We start from the raw sequence: 12,505 nt of genomic DNA on the forward strand, positions 1-12,505 counted from the left end.
CACGGTTCCATGGTAATTTCATCAGTCTGGACTGTCCAGTCTGAACTGAAGATTTCCTTAGGGCGGACCGGGCCCTCCACCACCCGTGCCCCGGCCCGGCGGCGGGCCCGGATAATGACGGCATGATCGACAAGCAGCTCCGCGTCGTCCTCGCCGAGGACTCGGTGATCCTCCGGGACGGCATGGTCGAACTCCTCACCGCCCGGGGGTGCGCGGTGGTCGCCACCGCCGGGACGGCAGCCGAGCTGATCGCCGCCGTCACCGGGCACCGGCCCGACGTGGCCGTGGTGGACATCCGGATGCCACCCACCCACACCGACGAGGGCATCCGAGCCGCCGTGGAGATCCGGGCCACCCTGCCCGAGGTCGGCATCCTGGTCTTCTCCCAGCACGTCGAGACCGCCTGGGCGGCCCGGCTGCTGGCCGACGGCGCCTCCGGCATCGGCTACCTCCTCAAGGAGCGGGTGGCCCGCACCTCCGAGTTCGTCGACGCGCTGCACCGGGTCGCCGCAGGCGGCACGGCCCTCGACCCGGAGATCGTCAACGGTCTGCTGCACGGCGGGCGGCGCAGCCGGGTGGACGCGCTCACCCCGCGCGAGCGGGAGGTGCTGGAGCTGATGGCGCAGGGGCACTCCAACCGTTCGATCGCCACGCTGCTGGTGGTCTCGGAGCGGGCGGTGGAGAAGCACGTGGCCGCCGTGTTCGGCAAGTTCGACCTGCCCGCGACCGACGCCGACAACCGGCGGGTCAAGGCCGTGCTCGCCTACCTCGCGGAGAGCGGCGCCTCCTGAGGTAGCACCTCCCGGGACGGCGACCCCGACCGCCCGGGCCGTGACCGCCCGTCAGAGCCGGCCGGGCAGTTCGGCGCTGACCGCCGTCGGCCCGCCGGGCGGACTGTCCACCCGCAGCGTCCCGTCCAGCACCGCGAGCCGCTCGGCCAGGCCGGTGAGCCCGGTACCCGCACCGATCACGGCGCCGCCGTGCCCGTCGTCGCGCACGGTCAGCCGGACCCTCCCCTCGGCGGCGCTCACGCTCAGCTCCACCGACCGCGCGCCACTGTGCTTGGCCACGTTGGTCAGCAGTTCGGCCGCACAGAAGTAGACGGCCCGCTCGATCACCTCCTCCGGACGCTCCCGAAGGTCCAGCCGGACGTCGACCGGCACCGGCGAGGTGGCGGTCAGCCCCGGCAGCGCCTCGGCCAACCCGCCCTCCAGCGCCACCGGGTGGATGCCCCTGGTCAGCCGGCGCAGACCGGTGATGGTGTCCTCGGCCTGCCCACGGGCCCGGTCCACCAGGGTCCGCAGCCGCCCGAGGTCGAGCCCGTCCGAGCCACCCTCGGCCGGAACGCCCACCGGCGGAAGGCCCACCGGCGGCGCGCCCGCCCCCAGCACGTCGTCGGCCAGCGACAGCGTGATGGCGAGCGCGACCAGCTGCGCCTGGGTGCCGTCGTGCAGGTCGCGTTCCAGACGCCGCAGTCGGTCGGTGCCCTCGGCCAGCAGGATGGACCGGGCCTTCTCCAGCTGACGCACCCGCTGGTCCGAGCGCACCGGCCCGAGCAGGCTACGGGCCAGCGTGCGGTTCGCCCCTCCGAGCGCCTGCACCGCCGCTGGTACGGCGACCAGCACCGCGAGGCCGATCGGGATCGCGCCCAGGTCCAGCAGGCCGATCGACCTCGGGCCCGGCTCCATCATCCGCACCCAGAGCGGGAAGCCCACCAGCCAGACGCTTCCGAGCGGGAGCCCGACCACGGCCAGGAAGCCGAGCACGCCCAGCGGCAGCCGGAGGAAGAGGTAGAGCAGCGCCCGCCAGGCCACCGGATCGGTCAGCACCACCCGGCCCCGCGCGAACACTCCGGCCGGACGCGGCAGCGGCCGCGGTGCCGGCACCTCCTCCCCGAGCAGCCGCCCGACCAGCCACCGGTGCAACCCGCCGAGCCTCCTCGCCCCGAGCAACGCGGCCGCCACGAACGGCAGGCCCAGCACGGTGAGCGAGAGCAAGGCCCCCGCGTAGAGGACGGCGACGGCGTACACGCCGCCGAGCACCCCGAGCGGCAACCCGAGCACCGCGAAGGCCAGTTCACCACCGCGCACCGACCGGTACCGCCGCCGCTCAGCCACCGTCCACCTCACCACTCGCCCACCGACACCCACCGACACCCACCGACAATCACTGACCAGCACTCACCGACCGGCATTCAGCCGCCGACCGGCCCCCAGCATCCACCAGGACCCGCCCGGACCACCGCATCCACCTGCCCTTCCGTCCGCACGACCCCTCGGACAGCCATGGCACCGACCCCGCGCCCACCCGCTATGGACGCCGGCCTCCGCCTCCTCCGCCTCACCCCCGTTCCCCACCCGTCGTCTCCACCGCCGAACCGCCGACCGCCCACAGCCCCGTGCCCACGATCCCCGGCACCGTGAGCACCACCGCCCCCAGCACCACCCAGGCGCACGCCGCGCCCGGCACCACCGGCACCACCGAGCCCGTCACCGCCAGGCTGAACGCCCCCGAGGCCGCGGCCGCCACCGCCGCACCCAGCAGCACACCGATCGCCGTGGTCAGGACCGCCTCCACGCCGAGCATCCGCAGCAGCTGCCGCCGCGTCGCCCCGACCAGGCGCAGCAGCGCGAACTCGCGGCGCCGGTCGGCGGTCAGCGCCACCAGGGTGTTGACCGTGGAGACCGCCGCGAAGCAGACCAGCATCCCGAGCTCCGCCTCGCGCAGCCAGATGTCGCTCTGCTTGGTGACGCTGGTCGCGGCGCCCGTCGCCCGGACGACGTGCTCAGCGGTGCCGGTCAGGACCAGCAGGGTGCCGGAGAGCCCGACGAGCAGCGCGACCGGCACCACCGCCGAGGAGAGCCGGGCCGCGTAGCCGCGCAGGTTGGCGTCCGCCAGCCAGCCCGCCCGGGGCGCGAGCACCCGCGCCAGGGCGCCGAGCACCGCCGCCAGGACCCGCGCCGCCACCGGCCCCAGTAGTCCGACCGCGACCAGCAGCACCAGCGAGCCGAGCAGCGCGGCCTGCCCCGCCTTGTCCAGCTCTCCGGCCGGCCGGCTCGCCGCCAGTCGCAGCAGCAGCCCACCACCCGCGAGCACCGCCAGCCCGGCGAGCACCCGCGGCACGGGCGTCCGCCGTGGCCCGCCCGCGCCCTCGGTCAGTGCGGCGGCCGGGGCGGGCCGGGTGATCCGGCGGGCCGCCACGGCACTGGCCGCCAAGCCCACCAGCAGCGCCACCGCGAGCCCGATCAGCGCCGGCACCGGCGCCCCGGCTATGCGCAGCCCGGGTGCGGCCATGCCGCGCCGCTGGAGTGCGGCGAGGAAGGCCCGGGCGGCGAGGAAGCCCACCAGGCCGCCCGGCCCGGACACCAGCAGGGTGGTCGCCACCACCTGCGCGCGCACCACCCGCCGGACCTGACGGGGTGTCGCCGCGACGGTGCGCAGCAGCGCCAGGTCGCGGTGCTGCTGGCGCAGGGTGAAGCCGAGGGCGTTGACCACGACGAACAGCGCGACCAGGACGGCGATCTCGCCGAAGGCCCCGGCGATCAGCACCAGGCCGGGCCCGGACACCGCCGTGCGCGCCACCGCGGCCGGCGCCGTGACCTGTGCGGCGACCAGCGACCCGAACAGCGTCACCGCCGCCACCGCCAGGAACAGCGCCGTCCCCAGCCCGGCGAAGGAGGCCGGGCGGCGGCGGATCTGCCCCGCCGAGAGGCTCAGTACGGGACTGCTCATCGTGCTCACCCGCCCAACCGGCTCAGCCGCTCGGCGACCTGCGCGGCCGTCGGCGCGGTCAGCTCGTCCACCAGCAGGCCGTCGGCCAGCAGCAGCACCCGGTCCGCGTACCCGGCGGCGACCGGGTCGTGGGTGACCATCACGCAGGTCCGTCCGTCGGTGTCGACGCCCGAACGCAGCAGGCCGAGGACCTCCTGCCCGGTGGCCCGGTCCAGCGCGCCGGTCGGCTCGTCGGCGAACAGCACCTCCGGCCGGGAGACCAGCGCCCTGGCTATCGCCACCCGCTGCTGCTGACCGCCCGACAGCTGCCCGGGCCGGTGCCGCTCCCGCCCTGCCAGTCCGACCCGGGCCAACGCCTCCCGCACCGCGGCCCGCTCCGGCGGCCGCCCGGCGAGCCGGCCGGGCAGCTCGACGTTCTGCCCGACCGTCATCGCCGGCATCAGGTTGAAGGCCTGGAACACGAACCCCACCCGGGTGCGGCGCAGCTCCGCCAGCCGCCGCTCGGGCAGCCCGGACACCTCCGTGCGGCCCCACCGCACGGTGCCCCCGGTCGGACGGTCCATCCCGGCCAGGCAGTGCAGCAGGGTGGTCTTGCCGGAGCCCGACGGCCCCATCACCGCCGTGAACGTCCCCGGCGCGAAGGCCACCGAGACCCCGCGCAGCGCCTGTACGGCCGCCGTGCCCCGCCCGTACTGCCGGTGCAGCCCCACCGCGCTCAGGGCCGCGTCCGTCACCCCGTCGTGCGCCGCCGTGGCGGCGGCTGTCGTCATCCCGTTCATGCCCTCCATCGTGGGCGTCCGGGGCCGGGAGATCGATTGTGCTGGCACCCGAATCCGGGGTTCGGAAAACCGAACCCCACAGGTGGTGCTACGTCCCCTCGGACGGGTTGCGGGCCTCCCAGGCCCGGAGGGCGAGGCCGTAGGTCGCCTCCAGGCGCACCAGCCGGTCGTCCACGTCCAGCAGTGCCGCCAGGGCGTCGGCGACCTCGGGCGTCCGGTCGGCGGACGGGGCCAGGACGGACGCGGCGGCGCGCCGCAACCCGACGGCCTCCTCCGGGCACTCACGACCGCCCAGGGCTCGGAGGACCTCGGCGAGCACCCCGCCGTCCGGCTCGGCCGACGCCCAGGCGACGAGCAGCTCCGTCTCCTCCCCCTCGTACTCGACCGCGTGCCCCATCCGCAGGAGCGGGGCGTCGCACAGGAAGGCAGCGAGGAAGCGGCGGTGCGCGGGGTCGGGGTGCCGGTGGTGGGCCGTCAGGGCCGACCAGGTCTCCCGACTGCGGCGTTCCCCGAGCACGAACCGGACGGCCTGTTGCCCGACGTGCCCCGGCTCCCGGTGCCGGACGGCCCTGGCCACCAACTCGTCGACCGGGGTGAGGACGCGGAACCGCCACTCCAGCTCGGTCAGCACGGCCCCGTGCCCGGCGCGCACGGTCAGCCCGCCGAGGGAGACCTGCTCGACGTCCGCGTACTGCTCGGTCACCCACACCCGCTCCGCCGGCCCCACGGCCCCGGTCCGTCGCCGCAGTTCCTCCTCCGTCCCCGTCTCGTGCCAGGCCCTGGCCAGGGCGAGCAGGTGCTCACGGGCGTCGGCGGGCAACCGCAGCGCCGGGTCCTTCCCCAGCACCGCCCCGACCAGCGCCGACGAACCGAGGTCCACCGCGCGCAGCAGCGGGGTCGTCCCGTCGGGCAGCGGACGGTCCGGATCGGCACCGTGGTCGACCAGGACACCGGCGACCTCGTGGTCGAACCCGTTCACGGCCACCCACAGCAGGGGCGGCCCATCCGCATCGCGGGCGTTCGGATCCGCGCCTGCGGCGAGTGCCTCCCACACGCCGTCGACATCCCGCGCCCGTACCGCCGCCACCAGCCGCCCGTCCGCCGTCATCCGCCGACTCCCCCTCGCCGCACAGCCTCCACCGGCGCACCCTAAGCCCGCCGGAGCCGGGCACGCCCTCCCCTTTTACGCCCCCGCCTCCCGCCGGGCCCGCCCGACGGGGAATCATGATCCGGTGACCATCGACCTGCTGCCCGAGCCGCGCTTCGGCCCCACCGAGGCGGAGGTGTGCGGGCTGCCGGTCCCGTACGGCGGGCTGCTGCCCGGCGGGGTGCGCGGCACCTTCGTCCGCGGCTGCTCCCGGGCGACGGCCTGCTCCTCCAGCCGGGCGGGCGCATCCTGCCGCTCACCGTAACCGCACCCGGCCCCCGCTTCCCCATCCCTCACCACCCCACCCACCCACAGGAGTCACCATGACCACCACCCCCCTGACCGTCGCCGTCCTCGGCCCCGGAGGCGTCGGCGGACTGATCGGCGGGCTGCTCGCCCGCGACGGCCACCGGGTCGTCTGCCTGGCCGGCGAGGCGACCGCGGCCGCGATCGCGCGGGACGGACTGCGGGTCCGCAGCGCCGAGTTCGGCGAGTTCACCGCCCGGGTGGAGGCCGCGACCGAGCTGCGCGAGCCGGTCGACGCCGTCTTCGTGACGGTCAAGGAGACGGCGCTGGCCGCCGCGCTGGACCGGTTGCCCGCGGAGGTGCTCGGCACCGGGATCGTGGTGCCGCTGCTCAACGGTCTGGACCACATGGCCGTGCTGCGCGAGCGCTACCCGGCCGCACGGGTGGTGGCCGGCACGATCCGGGTCGAGGCCGCCCGGACGGCGCCCGGGCGGATCGAGCACACCAGCCCGTTCGCCGCCATCGAGCTGGGCGCGGACGCCGAACCCGACTCCCCCGTGGCCGAGTTCGCCGAGCAGCTGCGGCACACCGGTCTGGACGTCGCACTGCGCGAGGAGGAGACGGCGATGCTGTGGAGCAAGCTCTCCTTCCTCGCCCCGTTCGCCCTGCTGACCACCCGCCACGCGAGCGGGATCGGCACCGTACGCACCGAGCACCGGGCCGAACTCCTCGCTGTGCTGGACGAGATCACCGCCGTCACCCGGGCGGTCGGCGCGCCGGCGGACGCGCAGACGCTGCTCACCTCCTTCGACCGCATCCCCGGGACGATGAGGTCCTCGATGCAGCGCGACGTGGAAGCCGGACGGCCGACCGAGTTGGACGCCATCGGCGGCGCCGTGCTGCGGGCGGCCGACGCGCACGCGGTGGCGGTGCCGACCATCGCCCGCCTGGTGCACGACCTGACCGAATCCGCCACCCGGTAGTGCCCGCCCGGGCGTTCACCCCGCGGACGGCACCGAGGGATGAACGCCCGGATCCATCCCGGAAAAGAACTGATGGAACGTCACATTCCACTGGAAGCAAAGACTTTCCCAACGGTTCACGCAGTCTTCCGGAACCTCCGCACGGCGGACCGGCGTTGATAGGGGCGGGAGGGATAGAGACATGACAAGGAAGCCGTACCGTCTGGCCGCCACCACGCTCGCACTGCTGCTCGCGGCCCCGTTGTTCACCGCGTGCGACGCCGACCAGGCCCTGGACTGTGGAAAGCGGGCGATCAGCCTCACCGGCGACGTCCAGGACCTCGCGGATTCGGCGATCAACGTCGGGCAGATCACCGACGAGAGCCGCCGCAACCACACCGTCGAGGCCTTGCGGAAGGTCGCCGACGACACCAAGAAGATCCGCGAGGGTAACGGGGACAAGATCGACGCGGCCGCCGACCGGCTCTCCAAGGCCGTCAACGACGCCATCGACCGGGTCTCCAAGGGCAAGCAGCCCGACTTCAAACCGATCACCGACGCTGCCGGCGAGATCGGGAAGGCCTGCGCCGACTCCTGACGCACGGGGGGCACCCCCCGTCTCCCCACGCCACCAGCTCCCGGCCCGGCGCCGCCCCGGCCGGGAGCCGGTCCCCGCCTCGGGCCCCGGCCTGTCGCCGCCGCACCGGCACCGCCAGGCGGTAGGAATGGCACCGGACCGAACCGCACCCCGGAGGCACCGGTGAACCACCCGATCCTCGACCAGATCCAGCACCTGCGGGCCGAATTGGCACCCGGCGACACCGCCCCCGCGCTGGTCACCGCGCTCGCCGACGGCACCGCGCCGCGCTCGGCACTGGCCGAACTCGCCGCCCAGCAGCACCGGATCATCCGCTCCGACCGCCGCAGCCTGCTGCTGCTCGCCGGCCACACCGCGGACCGGCCGGTCAGCGCCTGGTTCGCCACCCTGGCCGAGGGCGAGAGCGCCGCGCTGCGTACCCTGCCCGCGCTCGGTGCCGCCGTCGGACTCGACCACGGCGCGCTGGAGGCCCACCCGCCGCTGCCCGGGTGCCAGGCCTACCCGCACTACCTCGCCTGGCTCGCCCTGAACGGCGAGCCCGCCGCCGCGGCCGCCGCGCTCGTCGCCAACTTCGCGGCCTGGGGCGGCTACTGCGCCACGATCGCGCAGGCGCTGCGCCGCCAGTACGGCTTCTCCGACGAGTCCTGCGCGTTCTTCGACTTCTTCGCCCAGCCCGCGCCCGAGCTGGAGCAGCAGGCCGCCGACGCCCTGGGCCCGGACCGGCTGGACGAACCGACCCTGGCCACCGCGCACGAGTACGGGCTGCTGCTCCAGGCCTACGAGCACCTGTTCTGGGACACCCTGGGCGCCATCGACGCCTGAGGGCGAACCGTCCGGCCCGCCCCGGCGCCGGGAGGCCTCAGGCCTGCCAGTGCGGCTTCCCGCTGACCATCCGGCAGTAGATCACCCGGCCGCCGGCCTCGTGAGTGCTCTTGCCCAGGTCGGCGTTGCGGCAGAACTGGCCCGCCTCGTAGCAGTTGCCCGCGTTCGAACGGATCTCGCATCCGGCGCCGGCACCGGCCGCCGCCGCGGGGGGCTCCGGGTCCTTCGGCGGCTGGGCCGTGGTCACCTTCGGCTGCGGCGCCTTGGTGGCGGGCGGCTGCGCGGGGGCGCTGGGCTGGCCCGGAGGGGCCGCGGGCGGGGGCGTGGCCACCGGTGCCGCGGGTGCCGGCTGGGCCGGCGGGGTGCTGGCCGGGGCCGCCGGCGGGACCGCCGCGGCGGGCGTCGCCGGCGGGGTGGTCGCCGCGGGGGTGGTGGCGGTCGGCGTGGCCGAGGCCATGGCACCGCCGTCGGCCGCCGACGGGTCGCAACCCGTCAGCGCCAGGCCGACGGTGAGCACGAGTCCGGCGAATCCGGCCAGGCCGGCCCGACGGCGACCGGGTATCCGTGAAGGCATGGGAGGAGAACGCTCCGTTCCGTTTGGATGAGTCGTGCGATTGAAGCAGGAATCGCACACGTACCGTCCACCGAATCCCCACTCGTTGGCAGATCGAGACCTTCCGGTCACCGACCGTCGCCACCCCGCCCGAACCCCGCCCGAATCGCGTCCGCCGACCGGCCGACCGCCGACCGCCCCCGCCCTGCTCGACCGTCCGACCAGACCGGCCGTCAGCGCGGCCCCGCCGTCAGCGCAGCCCCGCCGTCCGGCGCTCGAACACCGCGGGGCGGGCGGTCTCCAACGCCGTGGCGACCGCGCCGAGGAGCACCGCCTCCTCCCCCAGAAGGCTCGGCGCGAGCGTCGGCCGCATCGGGGCGAGCCCGTGCAGGGCCCGCTCCAGCGGCTCCAGGAGCAGGTCCGCGCTGCTGCCGATCCCGCCACCCAGCACCACCAGGTCCGGGTCCAGGACGGCCGAGAGCACGGCCACCGCGTAGGCGAGCCGCTCGGCCTCCCGCTCCACCGCCCGGACCGCCGCGGGCTCCCCGGCCCGGGCCCGCTCGAACACCTGCTTCGCCGTCAGCTGCCGCGCCGCGGACTCCCCGTCCAACCCGAAGTCCCGGGCGGCGCGCACCACGGCGTCCGCGGCGGCGTCCTGCTCGATGGTCGCGGGCGGCTCGCCGGGCCGCCCGGACAGCGGCACCAGGCCGATCTCGCCCAGCCCGCCGTGTGCGCCGAGCAGCAGTTCGCCGTCCTTCACCACGCCCAGCCCGAGCCCGGTGCCGACCAGCAGGTAGGCGAACATCCGGCTGCCCCGCCCGGCGCCCAGGGTGTACTCGCCGAGCGCCGCCAGGTTGGCGTCGTTGGCCACCGAGACGGCCGTCCCCAGGCCCTCGCCTATCCGGTCGAACAGTCCCGGCCTGTCCCAGCCCGGCAGGCTGTTGGCGTAACGCACCCCGCGCCGCTGCTCGTCCCACACCCCCGGGGTGCCGATCACGGCGTGCACGATGTCCCCGGCCGCCAGGCCCGCCTCGGCGATCGCCTCGTGCGCGGCGGCGACCACGGCGTCGGCGACGGCGTTCGCCGAGCGGCCCCGGTTGGCCACGTCCCGGCGGGCGACCACCGTCCCGGCCAGGTCCGCCACCGCCACCCGCAGCCGGGCCCGGCCGATGTCCACGCCGAGCACGTGCCCGGCCGTCGGGTCGACCTCGTACAGCACGGCGGTGCGGCCGCGCTCGGGGGCCAGCCGCCCGGCCTCCCGGACCAGTCCGGCCCGCTCCAGCTCGGCCAGCGCGGCCGAGACGGTCGGCTTGGACAGACCGGTGTCCCGGGCCAGCTGGGCGCGCGTGGAGCCGCCGCCGGTGCGCAGCAGCTCCAGCAGCAGCCACTCGTTGTTGCTGCGCAGCCGCTGCCGGTTCCACGGCATCCCGGGGGCCCCGGCCGCCGGGCGACTGGTCGGCTGGTGGGGGCTCATCGGGTTCCTCCGGTCTGGGTCTTCGGGCGCGGGTCGGTACGGCCGGGTCGTACGTCCGGGCCGGTGCGGCCGAGTCGGTATGTCCGGGCCGGTACGGCCGGGTGGGCCCGGCCCGGGCCGCGGCGTCCGGGGCGGGCGCCGCCGCCCAAGTATGACCGGTGATCATCCGGTGTTCGCCTGCCGTATCCCCCGGTCCCACCCACGCCTCCCCACCACCTCCCCACTCCCCCACGGCCTCGCCGCCGGCTCCGCGCGGAGCCAGCCGGACCCCGTTACAGCACCGTCTCCGACCGGTCAACGTTTCACCCACTTGTGGGCGTGCCGCGCCCGGGCGCGTGATCATGGGCGTATGCACTTCCGGCACGGCAACCGAGCAGAGGGGCCGCGGCCCGCGTCACCGGACTCCCGGTCCCTGGCGGCGACCGCGGCGGCCCTCGCCGCACGGCTCGGCGCCTTCACCAGTGGTGACAGCGCCGGCGGTGGCAGCGCCGGCGGCGAGGGCCCGGGCGACGATCCGGAGCGGCTCCGCGAGGTCCTCGCCGCCGCCCCGGTCGGCGTCGCGCTGCTCGACGAGCGGCTGCGCTGGCAGTACCTGAACGCGGCCTTCACCACCGCCACCGGGCTGCGCCGCGCCGACCTGCTCGGCCGCGCCGCCGGGACCACCGCCTTCGCCGGGGCCCTCGGCATCCTGCGCCGGGTCCTCGCCGACGGGCTCGCCCGCGAGCACGCCACCGGCGGGCCGGACGGCGCGGGCGCCCCCGTACCGCCCGGCCTGCGGGTGCGCTACCGGGCCCTGCGGCACTCCGGGCGGACCACCGGCGTGATCGTCGTCGTGCTGGACGACCCGGACCCGGCCCGCGAGCAGCTGCGCGAGCTGGAGCGGGCCCGGGCCCGGCTCGCCCTGCTGGACGCCGCCACCGAACGCATCGGCACCACCCTCGACGTCGGCACCACCGGCACCGAGCTCGCCGCCTTCGCCGTCCCCCGGCTCGCCGATCTCGCCACCGTGGACGTGCTGCCGCCCGCGGTCGAGCCGGCCCGGGTCGGCCACGGCGCGTCCCAGCGGCTGCACCGCGTCGGTGCCCGGGCCGTACCCGCGCTGGCCGACGCCCTCGCCGAGCTGCCCCGGCCCGGCGAATCGATCCGCCACCGGGAGGGCTCGGCCGCCGCGCGCAGCCTGGCGGGCGGCGTCGCCGTGCTCACCGAGCCCGGGCCCGAGGACTCCTGCCCGGCCGGGACCGCCTCGCTGCTGGTCCTCCCGCTGGCCGCCCGGGGCCGCCTGATCGGACTGCTCACCCTCGGCCGCACCGCCGCCGGCCCGGCCTTCACCCCCGACGAGGCCGCCCTGCTCGGCGATCTCGCCGCCCGCGCCGCCACCGCCCTCGACAACGCCCGCAGCTTCGCCCGGTCCCAGGGCATCGCCCTGGAGCTCCAGCGGGCGCTGCTGAGCGAGCCCGGCAACCCCCACCAGAACCTCTCCCTCGCCTCCCGGTACCTTCCGTCCGGGAGCTCCTCGGTGGTCGGCGGCGACTGGTTCGAGACGGTCCGCCTGCCGTTCGGGCGCACCCTGCTGGCGATGGGCGACGTCATGGGGCACGGCGTCGAGGCCGCCGTCGACATGAGCCACTACCGCTCCGCGCTGCGCGACCTCGCCGGGATGGACCTGCCCCCGCACCGGATCCTGCGCCAGCTCGACAACGTCATCTCCGCCGACGACTCCGCCCGCCCGGCGACCTGCCTGCTGGCCCTCGCCGACCCGGGCCGGGGCCGCTGGACCCTCTCCAGCGCGGGCCACCTGCCGCCCGCCCTGATCGCCCCCGACCGTCCGACCGAGCTGCTGCGCGTCCCCACCGGGCCGCCGCTCGGCACCGGCCTCGGCGGCTACGAGCAGACCGCCCACCCGCTCCTGCCGGGCCAGACCCTGCTGCTCTACACCGACGGTCTGGTCGAGCGCCGGGACGAGGACATCGACGCCTCCCTGGAGCGGCTCGCGGCCCTGCGCCTGCCCGCCACCGGGAACCTCGACGAGCTGCTCGACGCCGTCCTCCACTCCCTCGCCCCGCCCCCGGCCGCCGCCGAGGACGACATCGCCCTGCTGGTGGCCCGCCCCCGGCAGCGCTGACGGGCCGCCGCGCGCCGGTCCTCACCGCGACAGCCGCCCGGCCCTGACGGCCCCTCGGCCCGCACCCCCC

General features: G+C 76.1%; 12 protein-coding genes. 6 read left to right on the forward strand and 6 right to left on the reverse strand.

Going from position 1 to position 12,505, the window contains the following annotated elements:
• Positions 1-122: 122 nt before the first annotated feature.
• Positions 123-791 (forward strand): response regulator, encoded by a 669-nt coding sequence (locus ACFY4B_RS12825; RefSeq protein WP_387967698.1) that lies wholly within the window; start codon positions 123-125, stop codon positions 789-791.
• A gap of 51 nt (positions 792-842) precedes the next feature.
• Here ACFY4B_RS12825 and ACFY4B_RS12830 read toward each other — a convergent pair whose 3' ends face one another.
• From ACFY4B_RS12830 to ACFY4B_RS12845, 4 genes are all read right to left on the reverse strand, one after another.
• Positions 843-2,117: a sensor histidine kinase gene (locus tag ACFY4B_RS12830; protein ID WP_387967700.1), complete on the reverse strand. Its 1,275-nt coding sequence runs from the start codon at positions 2,115-2,117 to the stop codon at positions 843-845.
• Positions 2,118-2,340: 223 nt separating this feature from the next.
• Complete coding sequence (locus ACFY4B_RS12835; protein WP_387967702.1) at positions 2,341-3,732, reverse strand: FtsX-like permease family protein; 1,392 nt, start codon at positions 3,730-3,732, stop codon at positions 2,341-2,343.
• Between the two features lie 5 nt (positions 3,733-3,737).
• Complete coding sequence (locus tag ACFY4B_RS12840; RefSeq protein WP_074004966.1) at positions 3,738-4,502, reverse strand: ABC transporter ATP-binding protein; 765 nt, start codon at positions 4,500-4,502, stop codon at positions 3,738-3,740.
• Positions 4,503-4,599: 97 nt separating this feature from the next.
• Positions 4,600-5,619, reverse strand: coding sequence for an ankyrin repeat domain-containing protein (locus ACFY4B_RS12845; protein ID WP_387967705.1), 1,020 nt, complete (start codon positions 5,617-5,619; stop codon positions 4,600-4,602).
• 124 nt (positions 5,620-5,743) lie between these two features.
• Here ACFY4B_RS12845 and ACFY4B_RS12850 point away from each other — a divergent pair, with 124 nt between their 5' ends.
• The 4 genes from ACFY4B_RS12850 to ACFY4B_RS12865 all read left to right on the forward strand — a co-directional run bounded on the left by ACFY4B_RS12850 (position 5,744) and on the right by ACFY4B_RS12865 (position 8,286).
• Positions 5,744-5,923 (forward strand): hypothetical protein, encoded by a 180-nt coding sequence (locus tag ACFY4B_RS12850; RefSeq protein WP_387967707.1) that lies wholly within the window; start codon positions 5,744-5,746, stop codon positions 5,921-5,923.
• Positions 5,924-5,981: 58 nt separating this feature from the next.
• Complete coding sequence (locus ACFY4B_RS12855) at positions 5,982-6,887, forward strand: ketopantoate reductase family protein (protein WP_387967708.1); 906 nt, start codon at positions 5,982-5,984, stop codon at positions 6,885-6,887.
• 181 nt (positions 6,888-7,068) lie between these two features.
• A complete protein-coding gene (locus ACFY4B_RS12860; RefSeq protein WP_049658815.1) occupies positions 7,069-7,464 on the forward strand; it encodes a hypothetical protein in 396 nt (131 codons plus the stop codon).
• A 162-nt stretch (positions 7,465-7,626) separates the two neighbouring features.
• Positions 7,627-8,286 carry a transcriptional regulator gene (locus tag ACFY4B_RS12865; RefSeq protein WP_387967710.1) on the forward strand — a complete coding sequence of 220 codons (660 nt, stop codon included), beginning with the start codon at positions 7,627-7,629 and terminating at the stop codon, positions 8,284-8,286.
• Between the two features lie 37 nt (positions 8,287-8,323).
• Here the strand turns inward: ACFY4B_RS12865 and ACFY4B_RS12870 are convergent, their stop codons facing one another.
• Positions 8,324-8,860, reverse strand: a complete 537-nt coding sequence (locus ACFY4B_RS12870; protein ID WP_387967712.1) for a hypothetical protein — start codon at positions 8,858-8,860, stop codon at positions 8,324-8,326.
• A 229-nt stretch (positions 8,861-9,089) separates the two neighbouring features.
• A complete protein-coding gene (locus ACFY4B_RS12875) occupies positions 9,090-10,313 on the reverse strand; it encodes an ROK family protein (RefSeq protein WP_387967714.1) in 1,224 nt (407 codons plus the stop codon).
• A gap of 349 nt (positions 10,314-10,662) precedes the next feature.
• On the opposite strand from ACFY4B_RS12875, the gene ACFY4B_RS12880 reads away from it, so the two are divergent.
• Positions 10,663-12,435: a SpoIIE family protein phosphatase gene (locus ACFY4B_RS12880; RefSeq protein WP_387967716.1), complete on the forward strand. Its 1,773-nt coding sequence runs from the start codon at positions 10,663-10,665 to the stop codon at positions 12,433-12,435.
• Positions 12,436-12,505: the final 70 nt, after the last annotated feature.

Origin of the sequence: Kitasatospora sp. NPDC001261, assembly GCF_042896795.1 — a bacterium.
Lineage (GTDB): Bacteria > Actinomycetota > Actinomycetes > Streptomycetales > Streptomycetaceae > Kitasatospora.